General features: G+C 69.7%; 13 protein-coding genes. 4 read left to right on the top strand and 9 right to left on the bottom strand.

Annotated elements, in window-relative coordinates; translation table 11 throughout:
* Positions 1-162: 162 nt before the first annotated feature.
* Positions 163-1,695 carry a sugar transferase gene (locus tag KV396_RS09355; RefSeq protein ID WP_247623493.1) on the top strand — a complete coding sequence of 511 codons (1,533 nt, stop codon included), beginning with the start codon at positions 163-165 and terminating at the stop codon, positions 1,693-1,695.
* A gap of 4 nt (positions 1,696-1,699) precedes the next feature.
* Positions 1,700-2,653: a glycosyltransferase gene (locus tag KV396_RS09350; protein WP_247955537.1), complete on the top strand. Its 954-nt coding sequence runs from the start codon at positions 1,700-1,702 to the stop codon at positions 2,651-2,653.
* A gap of 385 nt (positions 2,654-3,038) precedes the next feature.
* Here the strand turns inward: KV396_RS09350 and KV396_RS16815 are convergent, their stop codons facing one another.
* Together KV396_RS16815 and KV396_RS09330 are read right to left on the bottom strand one after the other, a co-directional pair.
* A complete protein-coding gene (locus KV396_RS16815) occupies positions 3,039-8,381 on the bottom strand; it encodes a PKD domain-containing protein (RefSeq protein WP_282185331.1) in 5,343 nt (1,780 codons plus the stop codon).
* A 279-nt stretch (positions 8,382-8,660) separates the two neighbouring features.
* Positions 8,661-9,674, bottom strand: coding sequence for a glycosyltransferase family 4 protein (locus tag KV396_RS09330; protein WP_247955536.1), 1,014 nt, complete (start codon positions 9,672-9,674; stop codon positions 8,661-8,663).
* 59 nt (positions 9,675-9,733) lie between these two features.
* Here KV396_RS09330 and KV396_RS09325 point away from each other — a divergent pair, with 59 nt between their 5' ends.
* Positions 9,734-10,921, top strand: coding sequence for a DUF1972 domain-containing protein (locus tag KV396_RS09325; RefSeq protein WP_247955535.1), 1,188 nt, complete (start codon positions 9,734-9,736; stop codon positions 10,919-10,921).
* Here KV396_RS09325 and KV396_RS09320 read toward each other — a convergent pair.
* Positions 10,918-12,252 (bottom strand): MATE family efflux transporter, encoded by a 1,335-nt coding sequence (locus tag KV396_RS09320; RefSeq protein ID WP_247955534.1) that lies wholly within the window; start codon positions 12,250-12,252, stop codon positions 10,918-10,920. The two genes, KV396_RS09325 and KV396_RS09320, sit on opposite strands and share 4 nt — an antisense overlap.
* A gap of 7 nt (positions 12,253-12,259) precedes the next feature.
* Complete coding sequence (locus KV396_RS09315; RefSeq protein WP_247955533.1) at positions 12,260-13,642, bottom strand: polysaccharide biosynthesis tyrosine autokinase; 1,383 nt, start codon at positions 13,640-13,642, stop codon at positions 12,260-12,262.
* A gap of 128 nt (positions 13,643-13,770) precedes the next feature.
* On the opposite strand from KV396_RS09315, the gene KV396_RS09310 reads away from it, so the two are divergent.
* Entirely contained in the window at positions 13,771-14,427 is a 657-nt protein-coding gene (locus KV396_RS09310) for an arsenate reductase/protein-tyrosine-phosphatase family protein (protein WP_247955532.1), read from the top strand.
* Positions 14,428-14,490: 63 nt separating this feature from the next.
* Here the strand turns inward: KV396_RS09310 and KV396_RS09305 are convergent, their stop codons facing one another.
* The 5 genes from KV396_RS09305 to KV396_RS09285 form a co-directional block, all read right to left on the bottom strand.
* Positions 14,491-15,642 (bottom strand): glycosyltransferase, encoded by a 1,152-nt coding sequence (locus tag KV396_RS09305; RefSeq protein ID WP_247955531.1) that lies wholly within the window; start codon positions 15,640-15,642, stop codon positions 14,491-14,493.
* Between the two features lie 97 nt (positions 15,643-15,739).
* Positions 15,740-18,436, bottom strand: coding sequence for a right-handed parallel beta-helix repeat-containing protein (locus tag KV396_RS09300; RefSeq protein ID WP_247955530.1), 2,697 nt, complete (start codon positions 18,434-18,436; stop codon positions 15,740-15,742).
* Between the two features lie 187 nt (positions 18,437-18,623).
* Entirely contained in the window at positions 18,624-19,958 is a 1,335-nt protein-coding gene (locus tag KV396_RS09295) for a phenylacetate--CoA ligase family protein (protein WP_247955529.1), read from the bottom strand.
* Positions 19,955-21,004: a glycosyltransferase family protein gene (locus KV396_RS09290; protein ID WP_247632960.1), complete on the bottom strand. Its 1,050-nt coding sequence runs from the start codon at positions 21,002-21,004 to the stop codon at positions 19,955-19,957. The genes KV396_RS09295 and KV396_RS09290 overlap by 4 nt, the downstream gene beginning before the upstream one ends.
* Entirely contained in the window at positions 20,997-21,719 is a 723-nt protein-coding gene (locus KV396_RS09285) for a CDP-alcohol phosphatidyltransferase family protein (protein ID WP_247955528.1), read from the bottom strand. The genes KV396_RS09290 and KV396_RS09285 overlap by 8 nt, the downstream gene beginning before the upstream one ends.
* Positions 21,720-21,739 lie beyond the last annotated feature (20 nt).

Below are 21,739 nucleotides of genomic sequence, written 5' to 3'. Positions count from 1 at the left end.
TCTGCTCGCCCGTGATGTGGGATCACGGAACGTCAGAGGGACCCGAGGGGTCGGGAATGCAGACGAAACCGCGAGCGTGGGGCTGGCGGTCTGGGGAATATCTGGGGAAACAATGGCGCACTGGGGATTTTTGCGTACATCACCGGCTCGAGGAGCCTCGGCATGACCTCCGTAGAGGATGCCGTGAGCATCACTCGCGCAGGAACGGCATTCGTGCCGGTTGCCGCTCCGCGAGCCGTCAAGTCGGTGCCGCGCTCGGTGGTCTCACCGCGCGTCTCCGCAACGCTGGAACGCCGCCGTCAGTGGGAGCGGCGATATCGGATGCGACTGCGGACGACGGATGCGGCTGTCATCCTGCTCGCCGTCGCACTGACGGCGGCGATCCAGCTGTCCATCGGCCTCACGGTGCTCGAAGTGCTGCGCGCCAGCGCGCCGCTGGCCGTGCTGTGGTTCCTGATGCTCGGCGCGCTCCACACCCGTGACGCCGCGCTGTTCCAGGCGAGCGCGACCGAGTACCGCGGCGTCGCGAACGCGAGCGGACTCGCGTTCGGTCTGGTCGCGATCATCGACGTGCTGCTGGCATGGGAGTCGATGCAGCTGATGCTCGTCGTCGGACTGCCGGTCGGACTGCTCGCACTGCTCGTCACGCGCTGGGGATGGCGGCACTGGTTGCAGGGCGAGCGCCGTCACGGGCGCTTCGCCTCCCGCACGCTCGTCGTCGGCAACCGGGACGACGTCGAGTACGTCATCCGTACGCTGCACCCGATCGGTGCCTCCGGCTATCAGGTGGTCGGGGCGACACTGCTCGACGGCAACGCCCGCGACGTCGAGATCGACGACATCCGCTTCCCGGTGCTCGGCAACTCGAACTCCGTGGCGACCGTGGCCACCGAGCTCGGCGCCGACACGATCATCGTCGCCAGCCGTCCGGAGCGCGACCCCGACTTCGTCAAGCACCTGAGCTGGCAGCTCGAGGGCACGGCCGCCGAACTGGTGCTGTCGAGCCGGCTCACCGACGTCGCCGGCCCCCGCATCTCGTTCGCCTCGGTCGAGGGGCTCCCCCTGATCCAGGTGCAGATCCCGACCTACGAGGGCGGCAAGCACGTGCTCAAGCGGGCGCTCGACGTGGTCGTCGCGACCCTCGCCCTCATCCCGATCGGCCTGATCCTTCCGGCGCTCGCCCTTCTCATCAAGCTCGACTCCCCCGGCCCCGTGTTCTTCCACCAGGAACGGGTGGGGCGCGACGGCCGGCGCTTCAGGATGGTCAAGCTCCGCTCGATGGCGACGGATGCCGAGCAGAAGCTCGCGGCGCTCAAGCTGCAGAACGAGGGCTCGGGTCTCCTGTTCAAGATGAAGGACGACCCCCGTGTCACGCGGGTCGGGCGGGTGCTGCGCAAGCTGTCGCTCGACGAACTGCCGCAGTTCTGGAACGTGCTCGTCGGCGACATGAGCGTGGTCGGGCCTCGCCCGCCGCTGCCGACGGAGGTCACCGCGTACGACGGCACGGTGTTCCGGCGCCTCTACATCAAACCCGGCATCACGGGTCTGTGGCAGGTCTCGGGTCGCAGCGACCTGTCGTGGGACGAGAGCGTGCGTCTCGACCTTCGCTACGTCGAGAACTGGTCGGTCATGAACGACCTGCAGATCATGTGGCGTACGGCGAAGGTCATGGTGCAGCCCAGCGGGGCATACTGAACGCATGAGCGCCGCCATGCCCGACGAGGGCCCTGCCGTCCTTGTCGCCGTGACGACCTTCCGACGCACCGAGCTGCTGCCACCGCTGGTCGCCGCGATCCGAGACTCCGCGGGAGCCGCGGGCACCCGGATGCGGATCGCGCTCGTCGACAACGACCCGGAGCGATCGGCATCCGCGGTCGCCACCGGCCTCGGCGCCGACTACGTCTCGGAGCCCACTCCCGGGATCGCGGCGGCTCGTCAGGCTGCGCTCGACGCCGCCCGCGCCGGTGAGCTCGTCGCGATGGTCGACGACGATGTCGTCCCGCAACCGGGCTGGCTCGATGCCCTCCTGCGGGTCTGGGCGGCGGAGCATCCCGCGGTGGTGATGGGCTACGTCGAGTACGTGTGGCCAGAGAGCACGGACCCGTGGATCGTCGCCGGCGGCTTCATGCGACGCCGACGACGCGTCACCGGGCAGCACCTCGATGCTCTCGCCACCGGGAACGTGCTGGTCGATGCCGCCCAGGTGCGGCAGCTCGGGGTCTCCTTCGACACGAACCTCGGCTTGGCCGGCGGCGAGGACATGCTGTTCGGGCGAGCGATCCTCGCGGCGGGCGGGTCGATCATCGCCTCCGCCGACTCCGTCGTGCGCGACGAGGTTCCCGCAGCCCGGACGACGCGAGAGTTCGTGCGGCGCCGGACCATCTCGCAGGGGCAGATGCGCACGCGCCTGCTCACGCGCACGTCGTCGACGCCGCGGCGGATTCTCCTGCGCGGTGTGCATCTGCTCGGCGGCGTCGCCCGCCTGATCGTGTTCTCGGCTCGCGGCGCGCTCGCGCGTCTACGGGGAGACATCGCGGCCCATGCCGTGCTGACACGACGCACCTGGTTCGCGCAGGGTCGCATGCTCGGCGCCATCGGGCACGTGACGCCCGAGTACGCGCGGCCCCCGAAGCCGAACACCGCTCCGGCGTAGCCGTCCGCGCGGCGCCAGCACTGCCCGTGCGGGCGTCGTTGGTCGTCTCTGGCCATCTCTGGTCACCCGTGCAGGCGTGTGCACCCGTGCAGGCGTGTGCAGTCACGAGGGGTCAAGACACGCCCTGTCGAGCCCTCCGGGGCGGCGTGTCGTGACCCCTCACAGGGGTCCTCGCCCCCCACCTCCGGGCGAGGGGTCAAGACACGCCCAGCGGGACGGCCCGCGGGCGGCGTGTTGTGACCCCTCACGTGGATACTCGAGCACGGAAAGGGCCCGGCATCCGTGAGGATGCCGGGCCTTCCAGCGACGGGAGCGTATCGGGCACTCCCGGATCGCCCAGATGCGGGGAGGGCGAGCGCCTGGCCTGGCCCTCCCCGCACCGTGCCTACTGCGGAACCACCACGGCGATGCGATCGAACGACAGCTTGGTCGCCGGGTTGGTCGACGCCGAGCTGATCGACGTCTTGATCCCGACCCCGCCGGCCGCCTGCAGAGCTGCCGTCGTGTCGGTGCCCTGCAGCTGCCACGCGGTGGGCTCGGGCTGCCCCTCGACCCAGATCTTCGCGGCGATCGTGGTCGGGTTCGTGCCCGTGACCGACAGCTTGGTGTGCAATACCTGCCCGGGCGTGTACGCGGTCGGCAGCACGTAGCTGTTCCCGATCGCGGTCTCGTCGCGCAGGATGTAGAGGCGGATGACCCCGGCCGGCTCGAACCGCACGCGGGCCGAGTAGTTCGAGGTTCCGACCGTGCGTCCGAGCACCGTCACGCTCGCCGTGCCGCCGGTCGACGCGACGTCGGACGAGAACAGGGTGTCGAGCACGATGTTCGTCGCCGAGACGCCCAGACGGGCCTCACGGGTCTGCGAGGGTGCCAGAGTCACCGTTCCCTGACCGGCGGCGACGCCGAAGGCGGCGTTACCGCCCGACGTGGCCCAGGCTCCGCCGAGATCCGACGTCCCCCACCCTCCGGTGAGAGTGCGGTTGAACTCGTCGGTCGCGAGCGGCGTCGGTCCCGCCGGCGGGTCGACGGGCGGCGCGGTCACGGTCACGGGGGCCGTGACGGTGTGCGTCGCTCCGTCGTCGTCGGTCACCGTGAGCGTCACCGTGTAGGTGCCGGCCGCGGCGTAAGGGTGCGACGCCGTGACGCCGGTACCCGTCGCTCCGTCTCCGAAGTTCCAGGCGTACGACGCGATCGTGCCGTCGGAGTCGCTCGAACCGTTCGCGTTGACGTTGGCCGTGAGGCCCGTCGTCGAAGACACGAACGCGGCGACCGGCGCCTGGTTCGGCGGCGCGACGACCGCACCGGTGACCACCTTGTAGTCATCGATGCTGATCACGGTCGACACGGTCGAGACCGAACTGACGGCCATCTTCAGCCCCACGGATCCCGCCTGCTGCAGCGCGGCCGTGGTGTCGGTCGTCTGGAGCTGCGGCGTGGTCGGCTCGGTCGTTCCCGTGCGCCACACCTTGAGCGACAGATTGGTCGGCGAGGTTCCCCGCACCGACAGCACGGCCGACAGGCTCTCACCCGCGACGTAGTTGCCGGGCAGCACCACGCTGTTGCCGATCGCTGTCTCGTTGCGCAGCAGGTAGAGGCGGATCACTCCGGTCGACTCGACCTTGATGCGGCCCGAGTAGACGTCGCTCCCGACCTGACGGCCGTTGACCGTGAGGTTGAAGGCGCCGCCCGAGGTCGCGTTGCTCGACGAGATCGTCAACGAGGTGATGGTGTTCGTCGAGCTGACGCCGGTGAGGCGCGCCTCTCGGGTCTGCCCGGCTGCCAGAGCCATCTTGCCCACGCCGCCCGCGACCGAGAAGGCCGCTGCCCCGCCGGTGGTCGTCCAGGCGCCTCCGACGTCGGCGCTGCCCCACGAGGCGCTCGCCGACCGTGCGAAGGCGTCGCGGGCGATCACGTCTTCGGTCGAGGCCGGAGCCACGACGACCGACGAGGTCGCCTGGTGCGTCGCACCGCGGTTGTCGGTGACCGTCAGGGTCACGGTGTACGTGCCGGCGGTCGTGTAGGTGTGGCTGGCCGTCGCTCCGGTCGCGGTCGCGTTGTCACCGAAGTTCCACGCGTAGGCCGTGATCGTGCCGTCGGTGTCCGTCGACCCGCTGCCGTCGGCCGAGACGGTCATGCCGCCCGCACCGCGCACGACGTTGGCCACGGCCTTGGGCGGCACGTTCGCCGCCTCGACCACGATCTGCTGCGTGCTCGTCGCCGAGCCGCCGCGATCGTCCGTGACCGTGAGCGAGACCGCATAGGTGCCGCTCGCGCCGAAGGTGTGCGCCGCGGTCGCGCCCGTCGCGGATGCTCCGTCTCCGAAGTTCCACGAGTAGCTCGCGATCGTGCCGTCCGGGTCGGCGCTGGCCGAGCCGTCGACCGACAGCGCCAGGAACTCCGCACTCGCGGTGAACGCCGATGTCGGCAGCACGTTCGGGTTGCGCACGACGACGTCGTGGCTGACCGAGGAAGTCAACGACCCGCTGTCGCGCACCGTCAGCGTGACGGTGTACGTTCCGGCCGTCGTGTAGGCGTGGGTCGGCGCGACCCCGCTGCCGGTCTCGCCGTCACCGAAGTTCCAGCTGTAGTCGGCGATCGGCCCTTCGACATCGCTCGAGCTCGAGGCGTCGAAGGCCACCGACAGGTCGGTCGGCGTGGTCGTGAACTGCGCGACCGGGAGTTCGTTGCCCTGTCCGGTCTTACCCAGCTGGTAGTGCTGCAGGATCTGGCTCGCGGACAACGGCGCGGAGTAGATCGCCACTTCGTCGACCGAGCCCACCCAGAACGGGTTGCCCTCCCATGTCGAGTCTCCGCCGACCCGCCAGTATCCGGCGTAGTCCTCGGCGTTGGACACCGAGTTCGATGCGACCAGTTCACCGTCGACGTACAACTGCATGCCGCTCGGAGACTGCTGCGCCACGACATAATGCCACTGGTTGTCGCGGTAGGTGCTCGGCGCGGTGAGGATGTTCGTCCCCCCGTTGTAGGTGCCGAACTTCAAGCGGCCCACCGTGTCCATGTAGATGTGGCGGTCGTAGTTCGAGCTGGCGTTGGCGTTGTTCGAGTTGCTGTTGCCGAAGCCGACGATCTTGCCGCCGCCGGTCGCGGTCGTCTTGAACCAGGTCTCGATGGAGTAGATGTCGGATGCCGCGTACTGACGATCGCTGATCACGTTCTGACGGTTGTTCCACGTGCTGCCGAAGCTCGAGGACGTGAACCGGATCGACTTGTTGGTCACTCCCGCGAGGGCTCCGGTCTCACCGCGCTGGATGGAGGCGTTGCCGCTCGTCTTGTAGCTGCCGGTGCTGCCGTCGCGGCCGGAGTCGGCTGCCACGGTTCCCGTGGTCTCGCCCAGACGCCAGTAGAGGGTCGGGTCGAGGTCGTAGACCGCCTTGCCGTAGGCATCCGCCGGCGCCGCCGGCAGAGCCGACGTGCGACCGGAGGCCACCCAGTGGGCGTCGACGACGTCGCGGGTGATCGCCGTGTTGTAGACCGCCACGTCGGCGATCCGACCGTTCAGGTACCCCGAACTGCCGGCCGAGGGCCAGCTGCCCAGCGAGTCGCCGCCGATCCGCCAGTAGCCCGAGTAGCTCTGACCGGTCGTGGTGTCGGAACGCGAACCGACGCGCTTGCCGTCGAGGTACAGCACCATGCCGGACGAGCTCATCGTGCCGACCACGTGGTGCCACTGCCCGTCGTTGAAACCGGCGCTGCTCGTGACCGCCCGGGTGGTGCCCGGGTAGACACCGAACGACACCTGGCCGGTGTTGTTGAGGTAGATGTGACGGTCGTAGCTGCCGGAGTTGCCGGTGGCGTTGTTACCGAAGCCGACGATCTTGCCGCCACTCGTGCTGGTGGTCTGGAACCAGGCCTCCACCGAGAAGGTGTTGGGTCCGACCTCCGACACCGAGGATGCACCCGTGCCGTTCGAGCCGTTGAACGCCGTCGACGAGGACGCCGCTCCGACGACCTGGCCGGCCTGCCCGCGGGTGGTCCCGCCGGCGAGGGTGACGTCGTTGCCCGCCATCCAGTCGATGCCCGAGGTGCCGGACGCCTCGTTCAGCGGCCAGTAGTACTTCGGCTGCGAGTTGAGCACGGCGATGTTGTAGGCGTTCTCGGTGCCGGTCGCGGCCACGGTCGCCGAGGTCCAGTCGGACGTCGTCGAGTTGCCGTTCGGATCGGTGACCTTCACGCGGTACTGGTACGTCTGACCCGCGGTGACCGCGTTGTCGGAGTACGTCAGGCGCGGACGCACCCAGTACGTCGACTCGGCCGTGGTCGTGTAGATCGGCTGCGCGATGTCGCGGCGGAAGACCTCGTAGGTCAGCTTCGCGTTGTCGGCATCGTGGTTGGCCGACCAGGCGATGCGCACCTGACCGGCGCGGAAGGACTGCGTGCTGATCTGGTAGGCCCCGCCCTGGATGGTCGGGCCGACCTTGTTCGGCGCGGTCGACGGCTTCGCGAAACGCACGAGGCCCTGCTGGGCGACGCCGCCGACGGCCGTGAACTCACCGCCGTAGATCAGGTACTCGCCGGCACCCGTGACCGACCATCCGGCTTGGTCCATGCCCGAGACCGAGCCCGGCTGCCACTTCGGGTACCAGTGCAGCAGCTTCGCGGCAGGGTTGCCGGTGAAGCTGCGGTAACCGTAGGGGTCGGGCGTGATGGTGCGGTTCGACGGGTTCTTGTCGAACGCCAGCGAGTGGTTGAAGTTCCACGGGTCGAGCTGCGGGAACTCACCGATGTTGCCGCAGTAGTGGGTGTGGGACGCCGTGTAGAGCACGCCCCCGGTCGGGAAGATCGAGTACGTGTCGCCGTGGCAGTCCTCCATCCACGCCATCGATCCGTCGCTCCAGTTCGCACGGAATGCGCCCTCGAAGTCGTCCTCGGTCTTGGAGCCGCCGAAGTCGTAGCCGCTGCCGTACACGCTGTCGCCGTCGGAGGCGAGCGCGTAGATCGATGCCCCGGTGCCGGCGTTGCGGATCACGCTGTTGATCGCCCAGGGCAGGCTCTGGCCGGTGACCGCGTCGAGGGCGGCCATGCCGCGCCCGGGGTTGGTCGAGCCGTTGGTCGAGGTGAAGGAACCACCGATGACGACCTTCGACTTGTCGGGCGACACCACCACGGCGCGCACGCCGTAGCCGCCCGCGAGTTGCGGGTTGAAGTCGAGCACGGCACCGGTCGATGCGCTCAGCGCGGCGACACCGGTGCGGGCGACGTTGTTGATGTTGGTGAACTCACCCGTGACGTAGACGGTCGTGTCGGTGGCGACGATGCCCTGCACGATCGTGTTCGTCCCGGGGGTCCAGGTCGAGATGAGCTGACCGGTCGCGGTGTTGAACGCCGCGAGACGGTAGCGGTTCTGCCCGTCGACGGCCGTGAAACCGCCGCCGATGTAGAGGCGGGAGCCGTCGGGCGAGACGGCGGCCGCGAGGATGCGACCGTTCACGTTCGGGTTGAACGACGTGTCGAGCACACCCGTGGCGAGGTTGTACGCCAGCAGGTTCGACCGCGCTGTCTCGTTCGTGCCGGCGGCGGCGCCGGCCGGGCGCGCGCTGGTGAACTGGCCACCGGCGAAGACCTTGTTGCCCGCGACGGCCTGAGCCCACACGATGCCGTTGATCTGCACGGTCGGCAGCGGATCGGCGCTCATGGTCGTCGGCAGCGCCGGATCGGTCGGAACCGTATCGGCCTGCGCGGCAGGAGCCGTCAGTGTGGCACCGAGCATCGCTGTCACCAGAACGGTGACGATCCCCAGTGCGATACGACGGAATGGACGTGAATTCGAATCGTGATCGTTTTCGATCGCGTCGAGTCGACGGACTCGCATAGCGCCTCCCCAGGCGGCTGCCGAGTGATCGGCAAAAGAAGTGGATTCCCCCGCGTCCCCCATAGACGCATCCGCGGTAACGATAGCGCACAACCGCCTCGGATACCAGAAGAAGTTTCGCGCCGGTTCCGCGACACCCCGGATCAGGCGTCTCGGGTCGGAAAGTTCACCCCGGGGTCAGACCAGGATCTGCGCGAGGTGAGCGCACATCTCGTGCGTCGTGAAGCGCTCCTCGACGTCCCGACGCCCCGCCAGCCCCATCTCCGCCGCGCGCTGCGGATCGTCGATCAGGCCGATCAACCGCCGCGCGAGGGCCTCGTCGTCGCCGAGCGGCACGAGATGGCCGGTGCGCTCCTCCGTGACGTACTGGGACATTCCGGGGGTGTCGGTATTCACGACCGGCCGACCGGTCGCGAAGGCCTCGAGCGTCACCGTCATGCCCGAGACGTGCAGATTGGGCCGGGTCGCGGTGGCGATGACGGATGCCGTCGCGTAGAGCTCGTGCAGTTCGCCATGACTCATCCGCTGCACGACCTCGACACCGGCCGGAGCATCCGTCGACGCCGACGACTGGACGATGAGCTCGACGTCCGGGCGCTGCTCGTGCACGCGCGCCAGCGCGCGGAACAGCGTCTGCGGATCGCGGTCGCGGTCGTTGCCGACGCTGACGATGCGCGGGCGATCGGGGTACGGGCGGGGCGAGAAGAACTCGGCGTCGACGCCGAACGGCACCGCGACGATCCGTGGCCCCGCGCTTCCGAAGAGGGCGCGCAGGGGCTCGACCTGCGCCTCGCTGAGCACCCACAGCGTCTCGGCGCCACGGAGCACCTCGACGAGACGACCGGTGTCGGCTCCGCGCTCGATCATGTCGGTGAGCCAGATCACTCCGGAGGCGAACCGCTCGTAGGGGCTCGCGACCTGCATGCGGAACGCCGCGTTCTCGTCCCACGTGAACGCCGTCTGGGCGCGTGGTCGGGGTCCGATCCCCACGCGCGACCGCAGGCGCGAGAGGCGTCCGGGGGCCGGGAGGTCGAGCACCGCGACCGGCGCGTACTCGCACAGACCGTCGAGCCCGTAGGGCCATACGCTCGGCACCTCGCCGGCGGAGTGCCGGCGCTCCCAGCGCGTCACCGACTGCTCGGCAGGGAATCCCCAGATCAGCGGGCGGCGTTCGTGCGGCGGCGTGGACACCGCCCCAGGATAGCCCGCGGTCTTCCGGCGTTGTCGGCCGCCTCGGGCATACTGATGCGATGCAGACCGCCTCCGCTCCGTCGTCGACGTCCCTGCGCATCGCCCTCATCGGCACGCGCGGCATCCCCGCCGCCTACGGCGGATTCGAGACCGCCGTCGAAGAAGTCGGACGGCGCCTCGTCGAACGCGGGCATCGGGTGCTGGTCTACGGGCGCGATGCCGGCACAGCGGGCGACGTGCACCTCGGCATGCGCCGCGTGACCCTGCCTGCGGTGCGTCAGAAGGCGCTGGAGACCCTCAGCCACACCGCGCTGTCGACGGTGCACGCCGTCACCAAGGCCCGACCGGATGCAGCGTTCGTGTTCAACGCCGCGAACTCGCCCTTCCTCCCGCTGCTGCGCGCTCGTCACATCCCGGTCGCCCTCCACATGGACGGGCTGGAGTGGCGACGCTCGAAGTGGGGCCCGCGCGGCAAGGCGTACTACCGCGCCGCCGAGTCGTTCGGGGTGCGTCAGGCCGACGCGATCATCGCCGACGCCCCCGGCATCGCCGACTACTACGACCACCAGTTCGGTGTCGCGAGCGAGCTGATCCGCTACGGCGCCCCCCTGCTCGACGACGCTCCATCCGACGGCATCCGCGAACTCGGTCTCGAGCCCGGGGGCTACCACCTGGTCGTCGCCCGCTTCGAACCCGAGAACCACGTCCGCGAGATCGTCGAGGGCTATGCGATGTCGCAGGCCACGAAACCGCTCGTCGTGGTCGGCTCCGCGCCCTACGCCGCGGAGTACACGGCCGCGATCGACCGGATCGCCGCCGCCGATCCACGCATCCGACTGCTCGGCGCCGTCTACGACCAAGACCTCCTCGACGCGCTCTACCACCACGCCTCGACGTACCTGCACGGCCATTCGGTCGGCGGCACGAACCCCTCCTTGCTGCGCGCGATGGGCGCCGGCACGGCCGTGATCGCGTTCGACGTGGTCTTCAACCGCGAGGTGCTCGACGAGCAGGGCTGGTACTTCCGCACGCCGGCGGATGTCGCAGCTGCGGTCGACTCGGCGGAATCGGATGCCGGAGCCGTCGCCGCGGCATCCGCTGCCGTCCGCCGCCGCGCGGCCGATGCGTTCTCGTGGGACGACGTCGCCGCAACCTATGAAGACCTCGCCCGGCGCCTGGCGGCCGGCGACAGCATCCACCTCCTCGCGCGCCGCGCGCACCGCGCGGAGACGGAGTGGCCCGGCTAGACCGCGTCGACCGCGGTCTCGGCCACGGTATCGGGTTCGCTCTTCAGGAGTCGATCCCGGTGGCGGTGGATGTAGATCGCGTACGGGATCACCTGGCAGACGATCAGCGCGAAGCTCACGCCGAGCAGCGGTCCGACGATGCCGAGCACCGGCGTCAGCACGAGCGAGAGCACGATGCTGACCGCGGCCATCGCCAGGGTCGGGATGACCTGGAAGCGGATGCCGGGTTTGTCCATGATGAACATCCCGAGCGGATACACGGCCGCGGTGAGCATGATCATCGCGCCGAAGGCGAGGATCGTCGAGGTGCGCACCTCGAGTTCGCCCTGAGTGATGAACTCGAACAGCCACGGTGCGATCAGCCAGACGAACGCGGTAGCGGCCGCTACGGCTCCGACGAAGAGCAGCGAGAGCAGATACGGTCCGCGCTTCAGCTCACCCCTGTGCCGCAGACGGGCGAACTGCGGCCACAGCGCGACGCCCGCGGCCATCACCAGGCCGTTGAGGGCGAAGAACACCTGACCCGTGACGCCGTACTCGGCCACGTCGGTCGGCGTGCCGAACTGGGCGAGCACGTAACGCTGCGACCCGACGGCGATCGGGTAGGTGATCATCTGCGCGAGCATCGGCCAGCCGACGTCCATGACCCTCACCCCGGGGATGCTGCGCCACCGGAACAGCATCCGCAGAGCATCCGGGATCAGCGGCCGCGTCGACCGCGTCACCAGCAGGAAGCCGATGATCGCCGACAGCAGCGAGGCGCCGTACGAGGCGATCGCGAGATACGAATCGAAATCACGCCCGCCGAGGTGGAGCATCAGCCAGACACCACCGAGGGTGACCGGCGATATGAGGCCCTGCACCAGGATCACCAGGTGGTTGCGCCGCTGCCCGAGCAGGATGCGGAACCACACACCCAGGGTGATCGACAGGCTGAACAGCGTGATGCACAGGAAGGCGGCGAGCGCCGCCCCCGGGATCGCACCGGCGTCGCCGAACAGGGCGCGCCATCCGCCCGTGACGAGCAGCGCGGTGTTGATGAGCATGAGTCCGGTCGCGAACATCAGCAGGATGCGGCCGACCGAGGTGACCTGCAGTCGGAGCCGGCGATCGGTGCGGATGTCGTCACTGGTCGCGACGGCGTTCACGAGAACCGCGCCGCTGCCGAGGTCGGTGAACGTCAGCAGCGACGGGATCGTGATGAGCAGCGAGTACAGGGCGTAGTGCTGGATGTCGGTCTCGCCGAGGATCATGCGGGTCGTGATGACCCCGCAGACCAGCGAGACGACCATCGTCAGCGCGCGAGCGCCGAGGGCCAGGAGCGAGTTCATGGCGGTGTCAACGCGGGGCGCGGGCGGCGAGGCGCGGGCGGACGCCGCGTCTCGGCTCGTCGGTGTAGTACGGGCTCTTCGCCGCGCCGCGCACACCGTTCAGCACGATTCCGAGCACCGGGGTCCTGGTCGATTCGAGCGAACCCAGGGCGCGCGTGAGATCGGCGGCCTTGGTGCGGTTCGAGCGCACGACGAACAGGGTGCCGTCGGCCATCGTCGACAGCCACAGCGCGTCGCTGACCGACAGCACGGGCGCGGTGTCGATGATGACGTAGTCGTACGAATCGCGCGCCTCGTCGACGATGCGGTGCAGTCCGCCGCTCGACAGCAGCTGGCCCGGGTTCGGGGGCTGCGCTCCGGCGGTGAGGATGTCGAGTCCGGGTCGACCCCACCGCTGCACGGCGTCGGCGAGCTCCACATCGCCGATCAGCACGGTGGTCAGGCCGATCGAGCCCTCGAGCTGGGTGTAGCGGGCGGTGCTCGGGCGGCGCAGGTCTGCCTCGATGAACAGCACCGAGCGCCCTCCCTCGGCGAGGGTCAGGGCGAGTCCGAGGCTCACCGACGACTTGCCCTCCTGCGCCGAGCACGAGGTGACGAGGATGACGCGACGGTTCTTGTCGACGTCGACGAACTTGAGGCTCGCGGCGACCTGCCGCATCGCCTCGGCGACGCGGCCGTCGGGCTGCGAGCGGATGATGCGGGCGATCGTGTGGGTGTCGGATGCTTCGGGGATCTCGCCGAGGAGGGCGACCTCGGTGGCGTCGCTCAGCGTGCGCGCGGTCGTGATGCGGGTGGCCAGAAGCCGTCGGAGCAGCGCGAAGACGACACCGAGCGCGATTCCGGCGACGGCACCCACCATCACGTTCAGACGGGTGTTCGGGGAGATCGGAACCGTCGGAGTGCGTGCGGCGGAGATCGTGTCGACGCGCACGGCGGGCTCGCCGTCGGCACTGACCGGAGAGACGCCCTCGACGGCCGTCGCGAGCTCCTGGGCGATCGCGTTCGCGGTCTCGGCCGCGCTCTCGCCACTGGCATCCGTCACCCCGATCTCGATGACGACGGTGTTCAGGGGCACGTTGACGTCGACCCGTCGCGCCAGACGGTTGGCGGTCTCGTCGAGCCCGAGGTCGTCGATCACCGGGTCGAGCACGGTCGGCGACTTCACGAGGAGCGTGTAGGTCTGCACCAGGCTCTGCACGTAGTTCGACCCCTGCACCAGCTCGCTGGTGTTCTCGCCCCGGGTCGGGATCACGATCACCTGCGACTCGGCCCGGTACTCGGGGTCGATGAACTGCGAGTAGCCGTACGCGGAACCCGCGCCGAGCACCATCAGCACGACGATCACGATCCAGTGGCTCCTGAGCGACTGGAAATAGTCCTGCAGTGTCATGTGTCCCCGTATCCCCTCGGCACCTCGACGTGCCTCAGTGTCTCGCACGGTGCCTTCCCCGCGACCATTATCACCTATGTTGGAGGATCGGACCGCAGAGATCTCTGCGGGGCACGACGGGGGAACACGTGACGCACAGACTGATCTTTGTCTGCGAGGCGAACATCTGCCGGTCGCCGCTGATGGAGCTGGTGCTCCGCGCGCAGGGCGATGCGGCCGGGTGGCAGATCTCGAGCGCGGGTACCCGCGTGGGGACCGCGGGCAATCGCATGTGCGTGACCTCGGCCGAGATCGCCGAGGCCTCCGGCGATGCCGAGACGCCGATCCTCGCCGCCGGCCACCGCTCGGAGGCGATCGACGCCGAGGCGCTGCGGGCCGCCGATCTGATCCTCACCGCCAGTCGCGCCGAGCGCTCGGCGGTCGCCGCCGCCGCGCCCGAGGCCCGTTCCCGCGCATTCACCCTGCGCGAAGCGATCCACCTCGGGGCCGAGCCCGTCGATGCCCGTGAGTTCGAGATCATCGCCGAATTCGATGCGGATGCCGCGAGCACCACGGGCCTGGCACGATACGCCGAGGCGCTCCACGCCCGTCGCGGCTTCACCGCACCGCCGAAGACGAACCGCACGCTGTTCGGTCGCCGCCGCCGGAACCCGTTGGACATCGCCGACGCGCACCACGACTCGGCGCGCGAGCACCGCGCGATGCTGACCTCGACGTCGGCCGAGGTCGGGCAGTTCCTGCGTCAGGCTGCGGCTTTCCTCGACTCCGCGGCGGGTTCGCGCTGACGTCAGCGGTCTCGGACCCCTGCGCCCTCGACCTCAGCGACCCCGATCTCAGCGCCCTCGATCTCAGCGACCCCGTGCGAGGTCGCTGAGGAAGGCCGCGATCGTCGCCCGGTACACCTCCGGGGCGAAGCGCTCCTTCGCCCGGTCACGATCGGCGAGCGCCGTCACGCGGAGCGCCGACCAGTCCGCGACGACGCGGGCGAGAGCATCCGCCAGCGCCGACGCATCGCCCGGCGCGACGAACGCGGCCGAGCCGTACGCGCCGACCGCCTCGCGCAGTCCGGGGATCTCGCTCGCCACGACGGGGCGCCCGGCGAGGACACCCTCCACAGCCGTGTTGCCGAAGGACTCGTCCTGGCGGGAAGGCACCACCAGCACGTCGGCCGCTCCGAGCGCCGGCCACACGTCGGACCGGAAGCCGTGGTGCTGCACGAGATGCGCGACGCCCAGCTCGTCGGTGCGACGCCGCAGGGTCTCGTCGTACGCCTCGTTGCCCTCGAAGACGGCCCCGATGAGATCGAGCTCCGCCTCGATCCCCGTGTCGCCGAGGAGAGCGACCGCCTCGACGGCCACGTCGGGGCCTTTGCGGTGGGAGATGCGACCGACGTAGGCGATGCGCAGGCGATCGATCACCGCGCGCGGCTCGGGCACCGAGTCCGGGGAGTCGACCCCGTTGGGGATGAGCGTCGCGCGACGACCGAGCGCCGGGATCACCGAGCCCACCGTGCGCATCGTGAACTCGCTGTTCACGATGATGCGGTGCGCGGCGAGGTGCGGCGCATAGAGCACCGTGTTGATGATGCGGGCGGCGGATGCCTCGGCCTCGTGCACGTGCGTCACGGTCGGCACGCGCAGCAGGCGGCCGACGAGGGGCCAGAGCGGCAGCACGATCGTGCTCACGTACAGCGTCCGAGGTCGCAGGCGACGGGTGATCATGACGGCGGCGACGAACCCGCGGATGGCATCGCGCAGGGAGCGCAGCCAGTTGCGCGGGCGGAGAGCCGACTTGCGCAACGCGAAGGTCGGCGGGATCAGGACCTCGACGCCGGCGGCCTGGAGCTCGCCGACCAGCGGCCCCGCCGCGGGAAGCGCGACGACGACCCGCTCGCCCGCCTCGCGCAGACCCCGTGCGCTCTCGAGGAGCATCCGGTCGGAACCGAACAGTTCCCACCCGGCGTGCACGAGCAGATGCGGGCGGCGGGTGTCGGCTGTCACCCGACCATTCTGCACGGCACGGCCGCTCGGCGCGCCCCCGCCACCCATCCGCCCGCCGCATCACGGACGCGGCGGGCGGATTCGGTGGGGGTGGGTGTCAGCGGCCGCTGCCCAGCAGCACGGTGCCGCTGCCGACCCCGAGAAGGGTCGCAGCCGCGCCGGTGAGCGGACGCGCGATGCCGCTGTTGGCGGCGATCTCGTCGGCCATGCCCGAGAAGGGCTCGGCGGTGGTGGTCATCGCGTTGCGCCATCCGGTGTTCTTCGCCGAGGCGAGCGCGAGCGGCGTCGAGAACGTCTCGTAGACGTTGCCCGAGCCACCCCAGGTGACCATCGACGGTCCGCCCTTCGAACTGCTGAAGAGGTTTCCATCGATCGTGAGGTTCCACGTGTCGACGGCTCGCCCGGTCTGGGTGTCGTGAGCGAAGATCGCCCGCGGACCGCCCGCGCCGAACACGTTGTTGCGGATCGTGATGTTGCGGGTGATCCACGTCACCGTCGGGTCGGCACCGGTCACGCGCGGGTCGCGTCCGACCTTGTGGGTGGCCTGACGTCGCTCGTCCTGCATGAGGTTGATGTCGTGCCGGGAGTTGTTGCCGAGGTCGTTGTTGGTGATGAGCACGCCCTCCGAATCGAAGATCCGGATGCCCTCCTTGTTGTCGAACGTCTGGCTGCGGGCGATCGTGACCTTCGATGAGAGCTCGGCGTGGATGCCGATCTCGGTGTTGTCGTTCGACGTGACGTCGACGATGTTCACGTCGTAGCAGGACTCGTCGAACCAGGTTCCGCTGCCGACGTTGCGGCTCGTGTCGACGTTGGTCATGTCGACCCCGCGGGAGCGCGTGACCTTGATACCACCGGCGACGGGCGAGCCGTTGAAGCGCTCGTTGTTGTTGTCGGTGATGAGCGAGTCCGACACGGTCGAGTCGTACGCCGTGGTCAACGACATGCCGAGCAGACCGTTGCGGCGGATCGTGAGGTTGTCGACCGTGGCGCGGTCGTTGCCCACGAAGAGTCCGATCGTGGCGTTGTCCTCGATGACCAGATCGCGAAGCGTGACCCCGACGTTGTGCATGCGGATGGTGCCGAGCACGTCGTACGAGGTCGCGTAGCGGCGGACGCCGAGGCCCTTGAGCTGCGAGTTCGCGGAGCGCACGTTGAACGCCTGCCCGAGATCGCTGGCCCGCACCTGCTTACCGCTCGGGTCGGTACCGAGGATCAGTCGGTCGGCTGCGTAATCGACCGCGAAGGTGCCGGCTGTGACCTGGGATGCCGAGGCCACCTGCTTCTGCGCCACCCCGTCGATGAACAGCATGTCGGGGTGGTTGGCCATGGGGTAGTTCGGGTCGACGAACCAGCTCGCGTTGCCGTTGAGCATGTCGTCGTCGAACTCCGCGGTCCATCCGCCGCTCACCCACGATGATCCGGACTTCGTCCAGGACGTCACCCGGGTCGATCCGTCGAACCAGACCGCCTCGCCCGGGTAGGCCTGGATGGTCATGGTCTTGTTGAAGGGCACCTCGACGGACTCGTGGTACTCACCGGCGCGCACGACGATCGTCGAGCCGGCGGGAGAGGAGTCGACCGCCTTCTGCACGCTGCGGTACGGCGCCGCCGCGCTGCCGTTCTGGGTCTGCGACGTCGACGAACCGTTGACGAATACGGCCCCCTGCGGCACGGCGTACGACGCGGTGCCGACCGGGGCGGAACCGCGGGCCTCGAGACCGGTGCCCGGCTGGGGCTGCGGCTCCGGCTCGGGCTGGGGCTCGGGCTGCGGTTCCGGCTCGGGCTGGGGTTCGGGCTCCGGCTGCGGTTCCGGCTGGGGCTCGGGCTCCGGATCGGTCACGACCTCGCTGCTCAACGGCCCCGTGGCGACCGTGGCCTCGAGGGCATCGATCTGCAGCGCCGATGCCGAGGCGCCGCTGCTGGAGGCATAGCCCCACAGCGCGAATCCGCCAGCTCCGCCGATCTTGCTCGACGAGGAATCGGTGACGGTCAGCTGCGGTGCACCGGGAGTGGTGCCCTTCGGCGTGAGGCGGGCCTCGAAACTGACGGCATCCGTTCCGGTGACGGTCGCGTCGAACGTGTACCAGGAATCACCGAGGATGCTCAACGGCACCGACGCCGACTTCAGCTCGGTGTCCTTGCCGCCCTGGGTGCGCAGCACCGAGAGCTGCACCTGCCCCTTCGCGTCGGTGAGCAGGCGCACACGGTACGAGGCGCCGTCGCTCTGCACGCGGGTCGTGTAGGCGTAGTAGCCCCGCCCGCCCGTCGACGACAGGCGCACGTCGGCGGAGAGCCGCACGTCCTTCGCCTGGACGGCGCGAGGGGTGAGATAGGCGGATTCGCCGGGCTTCAGCGCGATGGTCGCCGCGCCGTCGGCGACGCTCGCGACACCCGCACGCGACGACCACGAGGTGTAGGCCAGCCCGTTGTCGGAGCTGCCCCACCCCGCGGGCGAGGTGCGCTCGAAGTCGTCGGCGAGCAGCACGGTCGGTGCCGCTGCCGCCGCGCTGCGGGTTTCGGGCGCGGGAGCATCCGTGGCCGGGGAATCGCCGGGGGCGGGATCGGGTGACGCCGGATCGGGGGCCGGCACCTCGCTCGCGCTCGGCTGCGGCTCCGGGGACGGGGCCGGGGTCTCGGTCGTCGTCGGCTCGGGTGCCGGGGTCTCAGCCGCCGAGGCGGGAGCGCCGACCAGGCCGAGCAGCAGCGTCACGGCTGCGACCGCAGCGGTGGCACCGGCGGTCGCCAGACGAGGGGAGGGATCGGGACGGTGATGGTGACGTCGAAGACGCAACAGGGTTCTCCTAGGGGTTTCAGCCCGCGTACACCGCGCCCCTCCAACTTGCCCCCTCCGGGCGAGATGGTGTGCAGTATCGGTACGCACCGCCTACCCGGAGGGCGGCGGCCAGGGGTCAGTGTACACACGCCTACTGGAAGATCGTTGCGGAACTGAAATATATCGGAAGCCCGACGGGCCGGAATCAGGCCGGAGGGACCGGCGCTGCGCTGCGGATGAAACGCATCTTGCCGCCCACCTGCGGGATGCTCTCGACCCGCTCCACCGTCACCGGAACCAGGCCCTTGGTGGCGAAGCGCAGCTTCGCGGCGGCCGCGTCGATCCCGGCCTGCGCATCCGGCGCATCGCTCGGGATGCAGCGGAGGGTGACGGCGTAGTCGGCCTCCTGCACGATCTCGAACTGCCGGATCGACAGCGGCGCATCGTCGAAGATGTGGCCGAGCGCACCCGCGATCGTCGTGCCGTCGGGCAGGCGCACGGCATCCGACGACCGACCGGAGATCGCGCCCAGTCTCGGCAGGCCGCGCCCGCAGGCGCAGGTGCCGGGCAGGTAGCTGCTGATGTCGCCGAGGCGGTAGCGCACCACCGGGAACACCCGGTTGCTCAGGTCGGTGACGACGACCTCGCCCTCGACGCCGTCGGGCACGGGAGCATCCGCGGCGTCCACGATCTCTATCCGCCGTACGTCCGCGAACACGTGCAAGCCGCTCTGGTGGCTGCACTCCCCCGCCATCCAGGGGATCTCGGCCGAGCGGTAGTGGTCGTAGCAGGGGGCGCCGAAGGCCGTCTCGATCTCGGCGCGCGTGCCGGGGGTGAGCGGAGCCGCGGTCACCGCGATCGCACGAGGCGGATGCACCTCCAGACCCAGACGCCGCAGGCGGCGCACGGTGTCGAGCACCCCGCCGCCGTAGCCGATGAGGAACCGTGGCTTCACGCGGTTCCATTCGCGGGCGAACTGCGTCACCGCCTCATCCGTGATCTGGAAGGCGTCCAACTGCACGCGCCGCGAGGGCAACCACCCGAGATCGTGCCGCAGCCGCGCGGCTCCCGCGAGCACGTGCCGGGTGACGATGCCGCGGTCGTCCCACGGCGTCACGCCCCACCACTCGAACAGCCGCCACTCGAGCGCCCGCGCCGGGAAGCGCAGATCGCGCAGCAGATGCAGCGGCAGCCCCGTGCTGCCGCCCGTCTTCGACACCACACTGGTGCGCTGGTCGGCCTCATCGGTACGGATGCCGTCGAAGTTCTCGCGCAGCATGGCCTTGCCGACGATCGGCAGCGACGAGAACGATGCGGGGTCGCGCAGGTCGTCGTCGGAGAACCCGTGCGACGAGTAGAGGTCGCGATAGAAGGGGCTGTGCGCGAAGGCGAACCGCGCGTGCTCCGCCGACCGACGCGCACTGATGTCGGCGATCTCCTCGGGTGCGAGCGCGTCCATCTGCAGGAACGCCCGGTAGGCCTCCATGCTCGACCGTCCGCCGATCGCGGTCTTCAGGCGGAACGCCGCCTCGCGGATCACGCGTCCACCCCCCGGGGCTTCGCGCCGAGCCAGCGGCTGCGCAGCGCCGCCCGGTAGGCGGCCGCGTGCGAGGCCCCGGCATCCGCCCATTCCCGGCGCGAGAGATCCGGCCGCTCGGCCTCGATCCGCCGCACCGCGCGCAGCGCCTCGAGCAGCGCGCGGCCGTCGACCTCGCCCTCGTACATCTGCACCCACTCCGCGCCCACCTCGGCGGCGAGCGCCTCGTTCGGCTCGTTGCGCGGCACGAGCACCGGCCGGTCGAGCGACAGGGCCGCGAGCACGCTGCCGGAGTTGTGCATGAAGCGATAGGCGAGCACGACCAGTTCGGATGCCGTGACCAGCTCGACCAGCTCGGCATCACTGAGGAACGCGAGCTGCAGCGTCACCCCGGGCAGCCCCTCGACCTGCGCGCGCAGATCGTCGGCCAACTCCTGCGTCGAGGCCTTGCCGCCGATCGTCATGCTGAGCTCGCGATCATCTCCGCGGGCCTCGGCGTAGGCATCCACGAATCCCGAGACGCCCTTGTACCGGCGCACGCCGCCGAAGGTTCCGAGGCGCCCGCGCACCCGGTCGGCGCGGGGCTGCGGCGCGTACCAGTCGCGATAGTGCCCGTGCAGGATGACCGAGCGCGCGGTGCCCTCCGGCAGCAGCGTGGTCTCGTTCAGGACGATCCGGTGATCGGCCTGGTGCTCGATGCGTCGCAGCAGCCACAGCCGGGCGGCGTTGTCGTCGGGAAGCTCGAGGTTGTGCACGGTGCGCACGACGGCGATCCGCCGGGAGAGCGAATGCCGGAGCGACAGCAGCGCGGTCAGCACGTACTTGCCCACCGACGACACGGCACTCCCGCCGTGCAGCTTCACCTCGGGCCAGTGCCAGTGGAAGACGTCGTAGCGGCCGAGGATCGCGCCGCGCCAGGAGAAGCGGAGGTGATCGACCTCGTCGGAGTCGGCGAGTGCCCGATCGAGCATCGTGATGTAGGGGTTGGTCGTCACTCGCGGCGCCCCGAAGGACTGCATGACGCGCACGGGCCCCGGGCGCTCAGCCATCGGCCTGCAGGCCCTTGATCGAGCGGTACCAGCGCAGTGCGGCGAGCAGCAGGAGCAGCGCATTGATCGCGGCGAGCGCCGTGTAGATCACCACGAAGCCCTGCTGCCACCACAGCAGCACGAAGGCGAGGCAGAGGAATCCGTAGTCGCTGGGGATCACCGCGAGCGAGTACAGCGAGCCGGAGCGCCAGGCCTCGCGCGGCGCCTCCTCGGTCTCGGCCGGGGACTGAAGCCGGTGGATGCGCCGCAGGAAGTCGGCGGCGATGATGCCGAAGAAGAACGTGTTCGCGATCGCGGCGAACGCCAGCGGTACGAGAAGCCACAGGTCGTCGAGATCGTAGAACCGGAACCAGCACACGAGCACGGCGAGATGGATCGTCGCGAGCTTGAGCGAATCGAAGAAGTGGTCGAGCCACTCCCCCGCGAGCGAGCCCGTTCCGGTGAGCCGCGCGAGCTGCCCGTCGGCCGAGTCGAGCGCGTAGCCGAGCACGAGCAGCGCCGCCACCAGCACCGACGACCAGACGGTCGGCGCGAGCAGCGCGATCAGCGCCACCCCGCTCAGGGTGCACAGCGCGCTCACGATGGTGACCTGCGACGGGGTCATCCCCCACGCGTAGGCCGTCGCCGCGAGCGGGCGCCCCAAGGGCCGGTTCACGTAGCGCGAGTATGCCGCCGCGCCCTTCGATGATTTCTGCGCCTGTTTCAGACGCAGCATCGCCCCACGAATCTCTGACA

This window comes from Microbacterium galbinum, assembly GCF_023101185.1.
In the GTDB taxonomy this organism is placed as follows: domain Bacteria; phylum Actinomycetota; class Actinomycetes; order Actinomycetales; family Microbacteriaceae; genus Microbacterium; species Microbacterium galbinum.
This window is presented reverse-complemented; position numbering and strand designations above follow the sequence as displayed.